This window comes from Hymenobacter sp. 5317J-9 (genome assembly GCF_022921075.1).
Taxonomy (GTDB): Bacteria; Bacteroidota; Bacteroidia; order Cytophagales; family Hymenobacteraceae; genus Hymenobacter.
Map to the genome: position 1 here is coordinate 3,799,570 of NZ_CP095050.1, position 18,108 is coordinate 3,817,677.

Annotated in this window: 10 protein-coding genes; 1 reads left to right on the forward strand and 9 read right to left on the reverse strand. The window is 61.6% G+C overall.

What is annotated here, in order from left to right; all coding sequences use genetic code 11:
• Window positions 1-32: 32 nt before the first annotated feature.
• The gene (locus tag MUN81_RS16075; RefSeq protein ID WP_245112129.1) at window positions 33-1,694 is read right to left on the reverse strand and encodes a polysaccharide lyase; all 1,662 of its coding nucleotides are present in this window, start codon (window positions 1,692-1,694) and stop codon (window positions 33-35) included.
• A 93-nt stretch (window positions 1,695-1,787) separates the two neighbouring features.
• On the reverse strand, window positions 1,788-3,464 hold the full coding sequence (locus MUN81_RS16080; protein WP_245112131.1) for a fucose isomerase: 1,677 nt from the start codon (window positions 3,462-3,464) through the stop codon (window positions 1,788-1,790).
• Window positions 3,465-3,959: 495 nt separating this feature from the next.
• Here MUN81_RS16080 and MUN81_RS16085 point away from each other — a divergent pair, with 495 nt between their 5' ends.
• On the forward strand, window positions 3,960-4,856 hold the full coding sequence (locus MUN81_RS16085) for an AraC family transcriptional regulator (protein WP_245112134.1): 897 nt from the start codon (window positions 3,960-3,962) through the stop codon (window positions 4,854-4,856).
• Between the two features lie 167 nt (window positions 4,857-5,023).
• Here MUN81_RS16085 and MUN81_RS16090 read toward each other — a convergent pair whose 3' ends face one another.
• The 7 genes from MUN81_RS16090 to MUN81_RS16120 all read right to left on the reverse strand — a co-directional run bounded on the left by MUN81_RS16090 (window position 5,024) and on the right by MUN81_RS16120 (window position 18,088).
• Entirely contained in the window at window positions 5,024-5,950 is a 927-nt protein-coding gene (locus tag MUN81_RS16090) for a dihydrodipicolinate synthase family protein (protein ID WP_245112136.1), read from the reverse strand.
• A 65-nt stretch (window positions 5,951-6,015) separates the two neighbouring features.
• Entirely contained in the window at window positions 6,016-7,611 is a 1,596-nt protein-coding gene (locus MUN81_RS16095; protein WP_245112138.1) for a sodium:solute symporter, read from the reverse strand.
• A 134-nt stretch (window positions 7,612-7,745) separates the two neighbouring features.
• A complete protein-coding gene (locus MUN81_RS16100) occupies window positions 7,746-11,279 on the reverse strand; it encodes a malectin domain-containing carbohydrate-binding protein (RefSeq protein WP_245112146.1) in 3,534 nt (1,177 codons plus the stop codon).
• A gap of 88 nt (window positions 11,280-11,367) precedes the next feature.
• A complete protein-coding gene (locus tag MUN81_RS16105) occupies window positions 11,368-11,775 on the reverse strand; it encodes a DUF559 domain-containing protein (protein WP_245112149.1) in 408 nt (135 codons plus the stop codon).
• A 160-nt stretch (window positions 11,776-11,935) separates the two neighbouring features.
• A complete protein-coding gene (locus MUN81_RS16110; RefSeq protein WP_245112157.1) occupies window positions 11,936-14,740 on the reverse strand; it encodes a glycoside hydrolase N-terminal domain-containing protein in 2,805 nt (934 codons plus the stop codon).
• Window positions 14,741-14,872: 132 nt separating this feature from the next.
• Entirely contained in the window at window positions 14,873-16,426 is a 1,554-nt protein-coding gene (locus MUN81_RS16115) for a glycoside hydrolase family 28 protein (protein WP_245112159.1), read from the reverse strand.
• Window positions 16,427-16,543: 117 nt separating this feature from the next.
• Window positions 16,544-18,088 carry a glycosyl hydrolase family 65 protein gene (locus tag MUN81_RS16120; RefSeq protein WP_245112160.1) on the reverse strand — a complete coding sequence of 515 codons (1,545 nt, stop codon included), beginning with the start codon at window positions 18,086-18,088 and terminating at the stop codon, window positions 16,544-16,546.
• Between the last annotated feature and the right edge of the window lie 20 nt (window positions 18,089-18,108).

Here is an 18,108-nt window from a genome sequence, read left to right on the forward strand (position 1 = left end):
GATGCTTCGCTGCGCTCTGCATGACGTTCAGTTTAAGACTTCACTTTGCCGGCATTGGGGCGCACGTTTTGCAGCGGCACCACGCTGTTCAGGTATTCCTCAATGTTGGCGTAGCCGTCTTTGTCGCGGTCCTGGGTGGCGTCGGCGGCATTTTTGGGGTTGAGGCCGTGGGCGGTTTCCCACTTGTCGGGCAGGCCGTCGTTGTCGGCGTCGGCGTAGGGCGTGCCTTTGTAGTCGGGGTAACCGCCTACCTGCGCGGGGTCGGTGATGATGCCATTTTTATATGAATCCTCCGGCAGGCGGCGCTTGATGTAAGGGCTTTTGGGCGTGGGCTGGGCGTTTTTGGCGTATGTGATTTTGCCGGTGCGTACGTCCTCCACAATGCGCGCATCCACGGCGTCGCGCCGGGGCAGGGTGCAGCCCACGTTGGCCAGCACGTACTGGTAGGCCTCCTGGGCGGGCAGCACCGTGTTCATGTTGGGCAGCGTGAACGGCTTGTCGGTCCGGATTTCGGCCACGGTTTTCGCCGCGTCGGGTTGGTCCTCCACCTGCACGCCACCAGCCCAGTTGTCCTGGGTCACTTTGTCGTTGCCAGCCACCACGTTGCCGGCCACGTAGGCTTTACCGAAGAGGTTCTTGGCATCCTTGTCGCGGCCCGATTCGGGCTTGAGAATGCGGTAAGCAATAGGCTTGTCGGCGGGCGTGACGGGGCCGGGCTTGTAGTAGTTGTTCACGAAGTTGTACTCCGAGTGGTTGTCGCCGCCGTCGGCCGAGCGGTTCCACCAGTTGAACACCACGTTGTTGGCGAAGTTGAAGTCGCCGTACATGCCCACCGAGGGGTTGCGGGCAATGTTGTTGGCCCACAGGTTGCGGGTAAACAGGCTATTCAGTCCCCCGATGGTACTGCCGAAGGCGTGGTTGTAAGTATCCAAACCCTCCGAGAAGATGGAGTTCTGAATGGTCACGTTCACGGTAGGCAGTTTATCAGCCTTGCCGGTTTCGGGGTTGTGGTACACGTGGCGGTAGATGGACATGTTCTCATCCAGGCCCCAGGAAGCCGACACGTGGTCGATGATGATGTTGCCCACCGGGTTGCCGCCCAAGCCGTCGTCGCGCCGGGCCACCTCCGTGGCGCCGCGGCGGAAGCGCAGGTAGCGCACCACCACGTCGTGGGTGTTAATCCAGATTGACTCGCCGGCCACGCAAATACCATCACCGGGAGCGGTTTGCCCCGCAATGGTGACGTAGGGCGCCCGGATAATAATGGGGCTTTGCAGGCGGATGATGCCGGCCACGTTGAACACGATGATGCGCGCGCCGCCCTGCTCCAGGGCTTCGCGCAGGGTGCCGGGGCCGCGGTCAGCCAGGCTCTTCACTACGTACACCTTGCCGCCCTGCCCGCCGAATACGTAGGCGCCTCCACCCTCCGCGCCGGGAAACGCCAGCCGTTTCGACTGCGGCAAGTCCGACGGCTTGGCTGCCCAAGGGACGTAGGGCTTGCCGGCCTTGGCTTCGGCCTGAATGATGGGCTGGGCCTTCTGCCAGGCTTCTTCCGAGCGTTTTTCTTCTTCAGCTAGCGCGGCATCAGCTTTGGCCTGCACCTCCGGCGGAATGGTGGGGTACTGGGCGCGGGCAGCGGGCGCGGCGCAGGCAGAAGCGAAAAGGACGGCGAGTAAGGCGCGGCGGTGGTTCATGAGTTTGTTTTCGGAGAGTTGTTTTCAGGGCGCTGCACGTAGCAGCTGGGTACATGGCCCATCGAGCCAGCCCACGCCCGATGCGGACAGCGCTTAGTTGGAGGCAGCTACCCAGTCGGCGGACAATACCCTGGCTTCGGCCAGCTTGGTCACGCCTTGCACGTCGCCGCAGAAATGCACTTCCACGCCCAGCTCGGCCAGGGCCGCGGCCTTGATGCGGCAGAGCTGGTGAGCTTTGGCCTCATAAGGCGCATACACCACCTGAATGTGGTTGGCTTTATGGCGGGCCATCATCTGGTTGCGGCTCACGCCGCGCAGCACGGCGTGCATGATGGGCCACTCGGGGGTGGTGAGCTTCCAGCGGCGCTGCGTTTCGGCGGCGGGCAGGGCCACGGCTTCGCCCACGCCCAGGTCGCAGTGCAGCTTGCCGTCCATTACGTACACGCGGCTCCACACCAGCGAGCCGGGCCGGCTCACGCCTTTCACGCTGCCCCCGCCCAGGCGGAAGTACATGGGCGGCTGCCGCTCACTCGTGGTGCCCTTGTAGCCGTCCACGAAGTGTGCGGGCGGCGCGGCGCCCGAAATCAGAAACACCCACACAAACTCTTCGCCGTCGCCGGTGTCGAAGGCCTGACCCCAGCGCAGGTCGTGCAGCGTGGTTTCGCCGGGCAGTCCCAGCTCGTTCCAGAGGCGGTAGGTGAGCAGGGCGTCGAGGCCGGCGCATTCGTCTACTTCGTTGAAGTGCGGCAGGGCCTGGCCGGCGTACAACTCCTCGCCGGTTTCGGCGGAGAAAACGGGCGGCCGGTCGGTGTTATTCAAGAGCCCTTCGGCCAGGTCGCTGGCCACGGTCAGGTCCTTCAGGCCCTGCTGGTACTGAATGCCGATGGTGTCGCAGCCGAACTCGGCCGCAATGCGCACGGCCGCAATGTACATTTTGCACTGCTCCAGCGTCTGGGCCTGGGTGAGCTGGGTGGCCTCGTTGCTGCCCCAGCTGAACTTCATGCCGCGGGCCAGCAGCCAGTCGAGCACGCCCTGGGCGTCGGCAGCGCTCACGGTGCGCATGGCCGCATACAGCGAAGCCTGGCTCAGGCGCTCTTTGAACACGCCGGTGGCGTGCAGCAGCTCATCGGGCACAATGGCGTTGTACATGCCCATGCAGCCCTCGTCGAACACGCCCATGATGGCCTTGTGCTGCCGGAAGCGCTGGCCAAACGCGCGGCCGGTTTCCTCCTCGGCGTCCGGCACCGTGGCGTTGTCGAAGCTTAGAACGTGGCGCTCGTCCTGCACGATGGTGCCGTAAGACAGCCAATGCTGCAGGCTGTTTTCAAAAAACTCGTCGGTAAAATCCTCGCTCCACAGCGAGCTGTACGGTACGCCGGCTTTGGTGAGGCAGCCGTTCAAATTCAGCATGCCCACCAGGCCGGGCCAGGTGCCGCTCCAGTTGGCCACCGTGAGAATGGGCCCCTGGTGGGTGGTGAGGCCCGCCAGCACGTGGTGCGAGTACTGCCACACGCTCTCGGCCACGATGAGCGGCTGCCGGGGGTCGAGGTGGCGAAACACGTCCATGCCCATGCGCTGCGAGTCGATGAAGCCGTGCTGCTTCACGGGGTCGTAGGCGTGGGCGCGCTTCACCGTCCAGCCCTGGCGGGCCAGGGCGGCGGCAAGGCTTTTTTCCATGGCCAGCTGGGCGGCCCAGCAGTTTTGGTTGGCGGCGAGGCGCAGGTCGCCGCTGGCGAGTAAGAGTACTTCTTTGGTGGGAAAAGTGGCCACGGCGTGCGGAGGCTTGCTGAGTGAATCGCCTCCTGCCGGGCAGCCCGGAAGCGGACCAGTCGGGCAGGAATTGGCTTGAAAAAGTAGAAAATGCGGGCTAGACAAATTTGCTAGCATATCGGCGCGGGCCCCTACCGCTTCTTGCCTACTTAGTGTAGGATGTTAGCATCGGGGCCACGGGCGGGCCGTTTGCCGCGTTTTTCTGCGGCAGTCTCGGGCAGCGGTGGTGCCTGCGTCGCTTTGTGCCCAGGAATGCCGGAGCAGGCAGGTACAGGAGAGTTGGCCTTTTTAGAGCGGATAAATTAGTGACTACTTACCAACCGCAGCGGCTTCGGATTATGCCGTTTTATCTTCTGCAATCGGCAGGATAATATCCTAGAGAAGTCCGCCCGTCTGGCATCTTCTTACCACCTCTGCAAGCGTATCCGGCGGCTTCACTTCGGATTCGACCAGCCATTCGTTTCCCCGTCAATTCCCACCATTTTCCTGCTCCTTATGAAAGCCCATTTTCACAAAGTCCCGGTTGCTCCCCAGAGCTCGTTCAGCGTCCGCCACGACCAGAAGCCGAACTTCGGCACCGTGTGGCACTATCATCCGGAGCTGGAGCTGCACTATGTTATTAAGGGCGAGGGCGTGCGCCTGATGGGCGACAACATCAGTAATTTCTCGTCGGGCGAAATCGTGCTGCTGGGCGCCAACCTGCCCCACACTTGGCGCTGCAACGAAGAGTACTTCCAGGGCAACCCGGAGAAGGAAGTAGAGGCCATCGTCATCCAGTTTTTGCCCGAGTGCCTGGGCCGCTACCTCTTCGGCCTGCCCGAGGCCTACCTCATTCCCAAGCTGTTTGAGAAAGCCAAGAGCGGCCTGCTCATCACCGGCAAGGCCAAGGCCAAGCTGGCCCCGCTCATGCGCCAGGCCGTGCACGCCACCGACCTCGACCGCATCATCATCTTCCTCTCCATCCTGAAAATCCTCTCCGAAACCGCGGAGGTGAAGACCATTGCCTCGGAGCACCACGCCTTCAAGCAGAGCAACGAGTCGGACGTGCAGCGCATCAACAAGGTGTGCAACTACACGCTGTCGAACTACAAAAAGGAAATCACGCTCGACGAAATTGCTTCCATCAGCAACCTCAGCGTCACCTCGTTCTGCCGCTACTTTAAGCTGATTACCAAAAAGACGTACTACGACTTCCTCATCGAAATCCGCATCAGCCAGGCCTGCCGCCAGCTTATTGAGGACAAGTTGCCGACGGAGGTCATCTGCTTCGAATGCGGCTTCAACAACGTGTCGAATTTCTACCGTCACTTCAAGAAAATCACGAAGATGACGCCGCTGGAGTACAAGAAAAAGTACCTGCACAGCCACAAGGAGCTGGCCATGGCGGCGTAGGGCTGTAGCGTGGACTCTGCGAGTTCGCGCAAGCTAGAACGAGACGAAAAGGACGTCATGCAGAGCGCCAGCGAAGCATCTCGCCTGTGATAGTAACTTACTACTGCACGCGAGATGCTTCGCTGGCGCTCTGCATGACGGGCTGGTTTTAGCCCCTGTAGCGTCAGCTACGCCACCAGCTCTAACTGGCGGCTCAGCACGCTGTAATCACCATACAGCGCTTCCACGCCGGCGCGGATGGTGCTGGTGAAATTGCCCACTTTGCGGCGGGTGAAGGTGGAAATGTCTACGCCGCGCTGCTTAAGCGAGTACTTGGCCACGGTGGGGTACACGTCGTGCATCACGCCCATGTTCTTGATGAAAAACTCCTGCACTTCGTCGACTTCGGCACACAGGCTGGCGTTGTCGTAATTGCGGCACAGCCACACGATAAGCTCGGGGAAGAAATTGCCCTGAATGCACGAGAGCCCGGCCGCCCCGGCGCGCAGGCTTTGCACGGCGTGGCCCATGTAGGCATCGTAGAGGCCAAAGGGGTGGCCCTGCGTGGCGGCCAGCTTGGCTTGAATCTGCTCGATGTCGAGGCAGGTGTCTTTGTGGTATGTCACACGGCCGGTGCTCACGAACTGGCCCAGCTGCTCGGCCGATAGCACGCGCTTGTAGGGCTCGGGGCACTCGTAGAAGCCCAGCGGCACGCCCGCCGTCGAGTCCAGCAGGCGGTGAAACCGCTCGTTGAACACCGCGTCAGGCTCGTCCTGCCGGGCCAGCAGGCCCGTGATGACGATGACGGCCTCGGTGCCGGCTTCGTACACCTGTTTCACAAAATCGGCCTGCTCGGCGAGGGGGCCGGCGAAGGTGCCGGTGGCCACCACGGGCACTTCGCCCGCGGCCACGTCCACGATGTGGCGGATGCTTTGCAGGCGCTCCTGGGCGCTGAGCTCAAACATCTCGCTGGACAGGCAATTGGCGAATAAACCGGCCGCGCCGGCCTTTAAGTACATCTCAGTCAGGCGGGTAAGGGCCGGATAATCGATTTGCCCATCGTTCTGAAAAGGCATGAGCATGACCGGGATAAATCCCTTCGTAGAGTGTTGCATAGCAATAAGGAGCTAGGGTTGCGGGGCCGCGAATAGGCGGTTCAGGGGTAGAAAAGGCGGGCCGGCTAATGCACGGACTGTTTGATTTCTTCGGGAGCGAGGGGCACGACGCGGCTGTGGCGGAAGCGGGTGAGCAGCAGCCCCAGCAGGAAAATGGTGAGCGTGCCCACCACAATCACCATGCTCTGGTGCAACGGGTTGCGCAGGGCCGCCATCGACTCGGGCAGCTGGGGCGAGAGCGTGAGCCAGACGATGACCAGCACGCCGATGATGGTGGCCGTGAGGGCTTCGGCGTTGCGCGTCTGCCGGCTGATGATGCCGAGTAGAAACAGGCCCAGCATGCCGGCCGCGAAAATGCCCGACAGCTGCCACCACACGTCGAGCACGCTTTTCACGCCTATCATGGCGATGCCGACGCCCATGCCCAGCAGGCCCACCGCCACCGTGCCCACGTGCAGCGCGCGCATGGTTTGCTTCACGTTGAGGTTGGCTTTGAAATACCGCTCGTAGATGTCGACGGTGAACACCGTGGCCGAGGCGTTCATGCCCGAGCTGATGGTGCTCATGGCCGCCGACAGAATGGCCGACACGATGAGGCCCACAAAGCCGGGCGGAATTTTGGTCACCATGAAATGCGGCATCACCTTGTCGCCGTAGTCGGCGGGCTGCAGGGCGGCGGCAGCTTGCGCCAGCTGGGCGGCCGTGGCCGTGAGGGGCAGCTTTTCGGCGGCTACTTTCAGCTTCACGGCCTCAATCAGCTCGGGGTGCACCTGGTAGTAGGCAAACAGCGCCGAGCCGATGACGAAGAAGAGCAGCGAGGCCGGCACGTAAATCAGCACGCAGAGCCAGATGGACTTGGCCGCCTGCTTGGCTGAAGTAGCGGTGTGGTAGCGCTGCACGTAGTTCTGGTCGACCCCAAAGTTGTTGAGGTTGATGAAGAACCCGTAGAGCAGCACCACCCAGAACGTGGACGTAGTGAAATCGGGCGAGAAGCCGCCCAGGCTGAACTTGTGCTGCGCCTGCCCAATGGCCACGATGTTGGAGAAGCCGCCCGGCATGTTGGTCACTATCAGATACAGAATGAGCAGGGCGCCGAAGGTCTTCACCACGCCCTGCACCACTTCGGTCCAGATAACGGCCTCGATGCCCCCCATTACCGTGTACACGATGATGCAGCTGCCCGTGACGAGCATTATCATCTCCATCGAGAAGCCCGTGAGGGCCTGCAGCGTGAGGGCAATGCCGAAGAAGATGGAGCCGATGCGGGCCAGCTGCGTGAGCAGGAAGCAGGCCACGGCGTAGGTGCGCGCCCAGCTCCCGAAGCGGTGCTCCAGGTGCGTATAAGCCGATATTTCGCCGGTGCTACGGTAAAATGGTACAAAGTAGCGCGTGGCCACCCAGGCCGCCAGCGGCATCGAAATGCTGAAAACGAAGGCGTTCCAGTTGGTGCCAAACGCCTTGCCGGGTACGCCCAAAAACGTATTGCTACTCAAGAAAGTAGCGTAAATAGACATACCAATGGCCCAGCCGGGTATCAGGCCGGAGGCGCTGGAATACTGCTCGGCATTCAGGTTTTTACGGGAAAACCAGGCCCCCACGGCAATCATGGCCGCCAGGTAGAGGGCGATGATGACCAGGTCAAGAACTCGCAAATTGCTCATGAGGCCATAATACCGATTTGCCGCGACTTGAGCCCAAAACGAGCCCGCCGCCTACTCACAAATTTAGCCCCGCCCGAAACCGGCCGGGTATACCATGTTCCCCTCCTATTGTAGCATCTTGACCAGCCGTTTCCCTACTGCACGTCGAGCCCCGACACGCTCAGGCCCGCGGCATCGGTGGCAGCAAGCCTGACGCGGTAGCTGCCCGCGTTTATCATGCCGCCGGTGGAGGTGGTGAGGTAATTCCACTTGCCTGGCCTGGAGGGCAGCAGCTCCACCTTTTCCGTTTTGAGCACGGTGCCATCGGCCAGCGCCACGGTGAGCAGGGCGCTGAGCGGGCGCGTGAGCTGGTTGGCGTAGCGGAAAGTGAGCGAGTACGTGTCGGCCACTCCCACCTGAATGCTCCATTCCAGGGAGCCGCCGCTGGGCTCTTTGAAGGTGATGCTTTCCTTCGTGTTGACGGTTTCCTTCACCGTGCCGGGGCCGCTGAGGCGGGCGGTGGCGGGCTTGTAGCCGGTCACGGCCTTGAGGTCATAAGCGGGCTCGATGGTACTGGCGCGGTTCGCGGCCACGAGGTACGGCGCGCCGCTGGGGCCAAGCATGACGGCAGCATTGGCGGGGTAGCGCTGACGGTATACTCGATACGAATGCCCGCCCGCGTCATCGGTTTCAACGAAGGTTTTGGTGTCTTCGTACCCCCCGAGCCAAGCTGGGCGAGTGGCCTGCTTGGCATCCAACGCCACGTAGACGTCGGCGGGCGCCGCTACGGTGAAGGCAGCGCCCTTCGTAGCTCCTTTGCCGGGCCCACGCAGCCACTCGGCGCCGAACAACGCCGAAGGCAGCGCGCTGAACGTTGCCGCAACATCGCTAAAGCTTGGCGTGCCGGTATCCAGCCACGTCTGGGCCGACCATTGGGCGACCTCGGCAGGAGCAGCAGCTTTCAGGTTGCGGATGACGGACTGCGTGGCGGAAGCGGGCTGCGCGCTGGCACCGGCGGTGGCAATGGCAATGGCGGAAATCACGGCCTGGCCGGAAGCGACGTGCGGAAAGGAAATAACAAGCTGGCCGTTGGTCACGCGAACTTTCACGGTCTTTTTCAGGGCCTGGTCGTGGCCGGCTTCTTTCCAGATATCGAGGTTTTCCAACACCGTTTCCTGGTTAATGGCCACATCGAACAAGCGCCAGCCGGTGCAGTCCAGCCCGCCGCCGGTGCCCAGCCAGGGCTCCGTAAAATACAGTTCCACTGTGTACCCCCCATTGGGCACGGGGAAGGAGTAACGCAGCTTCTCGCGCCCGTAGCGGAAGCTTTGGAATAGTGGCCAGTCGCGGGTGCCGCGAATGGGGTCGTGGGTGCGGCGCTGGCTGGCGAAGAAGGGCGTGATGCCGGGAAAATCCCGCGTCCACGATTCCGAGCCCCAGGTTTTGGAGTCGGTGCGGGGCTGGTCGGCCTGCCAGGTCTGGCCGTTTTCGTCCTGGTAGGCAGGGCCACCGCAGTTCACACGGTAGAGGTAGTTCAGGCCCGGCTGCGGCTGCGTGATAGGCTGCGCATCAGCCAGAAACCGGTCGAAATTTGGTGCTTTGGGCAGATGGTGCAATATGATGTAGTCCTTCGCCACGGCCTTGCCGGCCACGTACCCCACGGCATAAAGCACATTGTACTTGATGTCGATTCCATCCCACTGAAAATGCGTGCCAATGCCTGTCGGGTGGGTTTTGCGGCCCAGCGAGGCGGCATTCACGTCGTTGAACAGTTCGACTTCATCACAGTTGGAATAGACGGTGATGCTGTCCTGGCGGCCGGGCGTGCGCCAGCGGTCGGGCCAGGTGTGGGAGGCGAGGTAGACCATCGGCTCCTTGTTTTTGGGCGCGTAGTTGGCCCGAAACATATAGAACGCATCCGTGGGCTCCTCCCAGGGCGTAAGCAGGCCCTTGTAGTTCACGGGTCCGACGCGGTCGAGCTCGCGCTGGCCTTCGCCGCCCTGCACGCGGCCGGGGTTGTCGTGCGAGGTCAGCAGCCAGAAAAAGTGACCGGCGGTCTGGTCTTTTGCGGCTTCGGCGAGGCGTACTTTTAGCTCCATCAGTTGGGCAAACCGGTCTTCGCTAAAGGGACCGCCGTTGAGCACAGGCGGGCCTTCGGTGTGCAGGTCGAGGGTGCGCCAGGCGCCGTACTCGCCAATGAGAACCTGGCGCTGCACATCGGCGGCGTAGGTAGCGGGGTCCCCGCCGTAGGTGCCGGTCCAGTTCTGGGGTACGTCCCAATCGGTGCCCTGGCCGCCGTTGCAGGTTGTGATTTTGCGTTCGCGGGAGGCCGTGGGGTCGAGCTGGCGAATGAGGGCGCTGCACTCGCGGGCGAAGTCGGCCGGCAGCGTGCTTTCGTTTTCGAGGCCCCAGAGCACCACAGAGGGGCTGTTACGGCGCTCCTTTACCCAGTCGGTGAGCAGGGTTTTAAAGTTCTGGCGGAAGGCCGGCGTGTCGTACCACACGTGCGCGGCCAGCTGTGGCCACCACAGCAGCCCCAGCGAGTCCCAGTTGGCCTGGTAGCGCAGGTTGTGCGGCTGGTGGGCATCCCGAAACGCATTGAAGCCAGCGGCTTTCACCATCTGCACGCGGGTGCGAATCTGGGCGTCGCTGAAGGCGTGGCTTTGGCCAATCAAATGCTCGTACTCCGCGATACCGTTGATAAAAACCGGCTTGCCGTTCAACAGAAACTGCTTTTGCCCGGCTGCCGCGGCCCGGCCAATCGGCCAGCTCACCCAGCGGACTCCATAGGGCGTTTCCAGCTCATCGAGCAGCTTGCCTTTGGCGCTGATTTTCGTGACCAGCCGGTACAAATACGGGTCGGCCAGCGACCACAGATGCGGCTGCTTCAGCACCGGCAGTTGCTGGTGAAGCTGCGTGGCCGCTCCCGCCGCCAGCTTCTGCTTCGTGCTGATTTCAGCCACGCTCCTCCCCTGCCGGTCCAGCAGCTGGCTGCTGATGGTCAGGGTTTGCGAGGCAGCACCGTAGTTTTTTACCTCGGTTTCCACGTTCAGCTTTGCCGCCTGGGCCGAGACTGTGGAATCGGCCCAGACGTGCACGCCAAAGGGCTCCACCCGCACCGGACTGGTAACCACCAGCGACACTGGCCGGAAAATGCCCATTGGCTGCGAGCCTTCTGAGAAGCCGCGCTCCTCGGAGCAGCCGCCGCACACCCAAGGCAAATCCTGGATGTTGGCGGGGTGGTCGGCGCGCAGGGCCAGCACGTTGGGTTGGCCGGCCGGTTTTAGGACGGCCGTCACATCCAGGGTCAAGGTGGTGCGGCCGCCGGCGTGGTAACCCACTTTCTGGCCGTTCAGCCACACCGTGGCGTAGGAGCCCACGCCTTCGAAAAACAGAAAGCTGCGGGCATCTTTCGCGGCGGGCCCGGTGGTGAAGGTTTTGCGGTACCAGGCGTAGCCGTGGCGGTTGCCGTGGCGCTGGCGGCGGTAGCCTTCGTAGGCGTCCCAGTTGTGGGGCACGGCCACGGTTTGCCAAGTCTGGTCGTTGAAATCGGGGCGCTCGAAGTTGGGGTGGGCCTGCTGGTTGTGGTCGTCGGCGGCGGTGCGCCAGTTGTCCAGCAAAGGCGTGGTGGTGCGCGTCGTTTGGGCTTGAGCAGCGAGGGTGAGGAAGAGGAGGAATAGGAGTCGCATGTTGTTCTGACGTGGCGCCTCACCCCCCGGCCCCCTCTCCGAAAAGGAGAGGGGGTGCCAGTCGTCTGCTTTTGACCGGGAGGATTCGCTATTTGCGCTGGAGGCTGGCTTTGATAGTTGTGAGCACTGCTTCCATCTGACTGAGGACTTGCTCATTAGAAAAGCGTAAGACCTGAAAACCTAGCTCGGCTAGTAGCGCTGAACGGCCACGGTCATAGTCGGCTTGGTCAGGTTCCAAGTGGCCTGCTCCATCCAGCTCTACTATCAATTTCTGGGAAAGGCAGACGAAATCCGCGATGTAACGGTCGATGCTGTGTTGCCGACGAAATTTCTCACCCAGCTGGGCACCGCGTAGGCATTGCCACAACCTTTCTTCAGCGGGCGTGGCTTCTTGGCGCATTCCCCTGGCACGCTCTTTTAGCCCAAGCTTGCCATAATGCCTTTTATCAGCAGTAAAGATTTTATCTTGTGGTAAGTAAGTATCGGCGGTTTCCATGTGATAATTGTTCTGACGAGCGCCTCACTCCCTGGCCCCCTCTCCAAAAAGGAAAGGGCAGATACGAAGCATTGGAGTGTTATACATGCAAATAGGATTGTAAAAGTCGTCTTTCTCCCCCTCTCCTTTTCGGAGAGGGGGCCGGGGGGTGAGGCGCCCGCTAGCGCAGTTCCCCACTCAGCTTGTAAACACCGCCCGTCCTAGTCGCAAACCGGATTTCCTTACCACCATACTTCACCACGCATTCTCGCCCGGCCTCCGACTTAATATCAACGGCTTGCAGCTTGCCCTGTGCCCACTGCATATCCACCACAAAGCCACCGCGCGCGCGCAGGCCGCGCACGCTGCCGGTGGCCCAGGCGGTGGGCAGCGCAGGCAGCAAGTCCAGCGCATCGGTTTGGCTTTGCAGCAGCATTTCGGCCATGCCGGCCGCGCCGCCGAAGTTGCCGTCAATCTGAAACGGCGGGTGGGCGTCGAACAGGTTTTTGTACACGCCGCCCTGCTCGGGCGCGGTGCCGTTTTCGGCCGGCGAAAGCAGGTTTTGGAGGATGAGCAGGGCGTGGTTGCCGTCGCGGAAACGGGCCCAGAGATTCACTTTCCAGGCCAGGCTCCAGCCGGTGCCGCCGTCGCCGCGCTGGGCGAGCGAGGTGCGGGCCGCTTCCACCAACTTCGGTTGACTCCAGGTGACGTCGGTGCCCGGAAACACGCCCCAGAGGTGCGACACGTGGCGGTGCGTGTCGGCGGGGTCGTCCTTGTCCTCGAGCCACTCCTGCAGCTGGCCGTGCTTGCCGATTTGGTTAGGCGCTATCTGGCCGGCTTTGGCGGTGAGGTCCTTTTGCAAGTCGGCATCTACGCCCAGGGCTTTAGCGGCGGCACTGGTGGTTTTAAACAGCTCCCGGATAATCTGATGGTCCATGGTGGGCCCGGCCACCAGCCCGCCGTGCTCCGGCGAGTTGGAAGGCGTGCTGATAAGCCAGCCGGTGCGCGCGTCGCGTACCAGGAAAGCGGCGTAAAACTGCGCGGCCTGCTTCAATACGGGGTAATGCTGGCGCAAAAATTCCCGGTCCTGCGTGAACTGGTAGTGCTCCCAAATGGGCTGGCACAGCCAGGCCGCGCCCGTCACCCAGATGCCGTGATTGGCGGCGTTGATGGGCGCGGTGCCGGCCCAGATATCGGTGTTGTGGTGCAGCACCCAGCCCGGGGCGTTGTAGTTGGCGTTGGCGGTGGTTTGGCCGGTTTTGGCTAGCTGGTCGATGAAGCTGAACAGCGGCGTGGCGCAGGCCGACAGGTTCAGGACCTCGGCCGGCCAGTAGTTCATCTCCAGGTTGATGTTGGTGGTGTATTTGCTGCCCCACGACGGCGTCAACGACTCGTTCCACAGCCCTTGCAGGTTGGCGGGCGGCCCACCGGCGCGCGACGAGGAAATCAGCAGGTAGCGCCCAAACTGCATGTACAGCGCCAGCAGCGCCGGGTCGGCAGCAGGGCTGAATTTCAGGATGCGGGCATCCGTCGGCAGCTGCTCGTTGGCCGTGTGGCCAAAGTCGATGGCGAAAGGATTGAACAGCTGCTGATAGTCGCGGACGTGCGTCGCTTTCAGCTCAGCATAGCTTTTAGCTAAAGCGTTGTCCAACGCCTGCTTCGCGAGCTGCTCGGGCTGTCCCGATACATCCTGGTAGCTCTTGAAATTGGTGGCGGCCGTGAGACTGAACGTGACTTCATCGGCGTTTTCGATGCGCAGCTGGTCGTTGGTCACGGTCACTTTGCCGCCTTTCGTCGTCGCCCGCAGGTAGCTCACGCCGCGCAGCACGCCGTCGCGCACCTGCACCGCCAGGGCCAGCGTGTGGTCATCGAGGCGGTAGATTTTGCGCTTATCGTGCAGGCTCGCGAAGCGGGCGTTCAGCGTGATTTTGCCTTTGGCCGAGGCCGTCAGGTGGCAGAACAGGGCTTGCTGAGGGGCGCTGGCGAAGTACTCGCGGGTAAACGCCACACCGCCCTGCCGGTAAGTGGTTCGCGCCACGGCCTGCGTGATATCCAGCTCGCGGCGGTAGTCCGTCACGGTGCCGGTTTGCGGGAAGTCCAGCAGCAAATCGCCAAACGGCTGGTACGAGGCCTGGTAGCTGGGAGCCAGCGGCGGGTTGTCGTCCTGCACCCAATACTGCCAGTCGGGACGCAGCGCCACGCCCGTTTCGGGGGCTGCATCTTCAGGATAAGCCACAAAAACCGGCTGCTTTTCCTTCACGCCAATCAGCCCGCCCTTGTCGAAATAGTTGATAACCTGCACCACCACTTCGTTGCGGCCCGGCCGGAGCGCGGCGGCCGGCACCCGATAGCGGCGTTTTTTGCTGATGCCCTCATCGGCCCCAATCTGCTGGCCATTCACGTAGGTCACGTCCGCGTCGCGGATGCGGCCCAGGCTCAACGTCAAGTTTCTGCCGGCCCATGTTGCCGGCAGGTCGAAGGTGGTTTTGAACCATACGGCGCCGTCCAGTCCTTCCAACCCGGCGCTTTCCCAGCCGTTGGGCGAGGGCACGACCCAGGGTTTCCAGCCCGGCCGGGCCATGGCCTGGGCCACGCTCACGGCCCGGATTTTCTGCAGCCAGGCGGCTTTATCGGTCTCGTAGGTTTCCTCGTGGTCTTTCAGGCCCATGAAGTGCTGCTCGGCCAGCGCCTCGGCTTCGGCCTGCTTGCCCTCGGCCAGCAGCTGGCGAAGTTGCGGGAGGTACTGCGCGGCACCGGGCCGGGCGTAGGCTCGCGGTCGGCCGGTCCAGAGCGTGGCTTCGTTGAACTGGATGTGCTCCTGCCCCACCCCGCCGAACACCATACCGCCCAGCCGGCCATTACCGATGGGCAGCGCATCGGTCCACTTCTCGGCCGGCTGGGCGTACCACAGCGTCAGCGGCTGCTGAGCGGCGGCAACGAAGCTGATTATTAGCCAGGCAAAGAGGAATAGAAGACGTAAGCTCATGTGGAATTAGAAGAACGTCATGCTGAGCGCAGCCGAAGCATCTCTACTGCTTCGTTGCAATGGTCTTGAATAGTTGAGCAGTAGAGATGCTTCGGCTGCGCTCAGCATGACGTTCCTTTATTTTCGTTCTGACTACGGCCCAACCACCCGCTCCTTCACGTCGGCGTCCTGGCTCACGGGCGTTTTCACGTATTTCAGGTTGTTGTTCTGCAAGCCAATGCTACGCGTGTTGGCGCCTTTCAGCGTTAGAAAAGTCTCGGTGCCGGCGGCAGGGAAACAATTGTACACGAAAGCATCGACCGTGTTATTCAATTCCAGCAGCGAGGTGGCGGCCACCGGGCGGGCGCTGCGAATGCCATCGAGCCAGATTTGCTGCACGCTTTCGGCGCGCACGGCCGGGCCACTGGTCGTGTTCACCTCCACATTATGGAAGGCAATGTTGCGCGCCTCCCTCACCGTGAATCCTTGCTTTGCGTCGAAGTTGCAGTTGCTGAACGTCACGTTTTCAATGGGCATTTCGCTCAGGCCGTTCAGCAAACCGGCCTGGTTGCCCTCGGCCGTGATGTTGCTGAAATGAATATTGCGAAAGCGCGGCGTGCGCTCCGAAACCGGCTCGGGCGTGGTTTTGGCGTACTGCATATCGAGCACAATCATCTGGTCGCGGATGTTCTTCATCACAATGTTATCGACCCGAATATCCTCCACCACGCCGCCGCGCCCACGGGCCGTTTTGATGCGGATGCCGCGGTCGGTGCCATCAAACACGCAGTTGGAAATCACGATTTTTTTCACTCCGCCCGACATTTCTGAGCCAATGACCACGCCGCCGTGCCCGCTGAGCATAGTGCAGTTGGTGATGGTGTAGTTCTCGGCCGGCACGTTCATTTTGCGCCCGGCCGCGTCCTTGCCCGACTTGATGGTGATGCAGTCGTCGCCCACGCTGATGTGGCAGTTGGAAATGTGCACGTAGCGGCACGACTCAGGGTTGATGCCGTCGGTATTCGGCGACTTCGGGTTGTTGATGGTGACGCCCGTCACGGTCACCTTTTCGCAGAATTCCGGGTTTACCGTCCAGAACGGCGAGTTGCGGATGGTGAGGCCTTCTATCAGCACGTTTTTGCAAAACATGGGCTGGATAAACGGCGGCCGCAGAAACGCGCGGTCAATCACGCCGCCCTGCTCATCGGGTTTGATAATGCTGGCATTGAGCCGCTTGAATTCCTGCTGCCACTTTGAATCTTGGCTTTTGCGCGACTGTCCTTCGGCGAAGTCCCACCATTTCTTGCCCTGCCCATCAATGATGCCGCGCCCCTTGATGGTAATGTTTTCGGCCTTGTAGGCGTAAAACAAGGGCGAGAAGCTGGTCACGTCGATGCCTTCGTAGCGCGAAGGCACCATGGGCAGGTAGTCGTCGAAATTGTCACTAAAATAGAGGATGGCACCGGCCCCAATTTCAATGGTAATGTTGCTTTTCAGGCGAATGGGGCCGGAGAGGTAGCGCCCCGCCGGGAAGTACACCGTGCCCCCTCCTGCTTTGCTGGCCGCGTCGATAGCCTTGGCAATTGCCGCGGTGGAAAGCTTCGTGCTGTCATTTTTCGCGCCGTATTTCAGGACGTTGTAGTAGTCCTGGGCCTGGACGGCCGAGAAAGTTAGGAACAGCAGAAAGGCGGCAAGGAAGTTTTTCATATGATTCGGACCGTCATACAGAGCGCAGCGAAGCCTCTCACGCTCGGGACAACTAATTACTTGTGCTTGCGAGATGCTTCGCTGCGCTCTGCATGACCGCCTTTTATGGAGTAATACTCAGCCCGGCAGTTTGGCCGTCACCCGTTTCAATTCGCTGGCGTGGGCTATTTCCCTACCATCGGCAAAAATGCGCAGGCCCTGGCCATGGCCGTACTTCTGGCCGGTTTTGTCCCAGATTACCGAAATCAAACGGCCGTGGTAGCGCACCTGGTCCAGCGCGAACCAATCCCACTTGCCAGTCGGCACCAGTGGGGATACTTCCAGCACGTTATCGGGGCGCGGCTTTAGGCCCACGAGGCCAGTTATCACCAAATCAGCGAAGCCGGAATGGTTGTAGTAGCTGCTGCGCGGGTTGTCGCCCTTCAGCCATTCGCCGGTCTTTTCATCCTGGTATTCACCGAGGTAGGGCACGCCGTCTTTCTGGTGCGAGAGGGCGTATTTGCGCAGCTCGTCGTAGTAAGTCTGGGCCGTCATGCCGTCGTGGTGCTTGTAGTCGGTGAGCAGGTTGGCGAGGCCCTTCAGCGTTTGGGTGGTGGCGTAGGGCCACACCGCGCCGTCCCACTCGCAGCCGTGGCCCGAGCCGTGGGTGCGGAAACCGGGTGCCCGCCGCTCGGCGGTGGTCAGGCCCCAGGGCGCTTTGAAGCCTTGCTCATCAGTGAGTTGCTCCCACTGCTTGGCATACTCGGCCTTGTCGGGCGGCAGCGAGAAATACCAGGGAATGTAGCCCAACTCCTCCCGCGCCTCGCATAGGCCGCCCTTCTCGTATTGCACTTTGAAAAAGCTGGCTTTCGGGTCCCAAAGCGTCTTTTGCACGTCGGCACGCAACTGCTTGGCTTTGGCGGCGTACTTGCGCTCCAGCGTATCGTTTTTGGTCAGCTTGGCCATGGCAGCCAGGGCTTTGGCATTGCCGTACATGTAGCTGTTGATGGTGGGGCGCACGTTCTTTTCCTTGCGCCCACCGCTGATGGATTCCTCCATCGCATCCTTCACGTCGTACTGCCAGAACATACCATTAGGCAGCTTCCGCTCCTTTTCCCACTGCCGGTAGTCGGCGTTAAGGGCGGGCAGCAGCTCCTGCACAAACGCCTGGTTGTTATTCACTTCATACAAGCCATACACCGCATCGGGCAGCCAGCTGCTGAAGCTGTGCAGCTTGGCGTTCACCTGCGGCTGCTTGGCCGTCAGCCAGAAGCGCGTGTATTGGTCGATGTACTGCGGGTCGTGCAGCCAGCGGCCTTCGTTGATGTGGTGCCCCAGCGCGCTGCTGATGGTGTTGTAGGGCCCGGCGTGCTTCATCGGCGTGATGAACTCCGTGAACACGTAGCCGTCAGGCGTCTGCTTCAGGTGCTTGCGGAAGGTCCACCAGCGGTAGTAGTACGTTTCCTGAATGGCTGAATCGGGGCACTCGAACAACGGCACTTGTTGGGCCAGCCAGTCGGCCGCCTGAGCATTGGGCACGAGGTTGATGACGTCCTCCTTGTCCAGGGCATTGAAGCGGGCCACGCTGGCGCGCAGGTGCTCCGGCGTGAGCACAGGCTGCTGCGCGACGGCTGGCGCGGCACTGAGCAGGCCGAAGGAAAGAAGCAAGTGGGTGGGTTTCATAAGGATTTCAATTTGCGCAG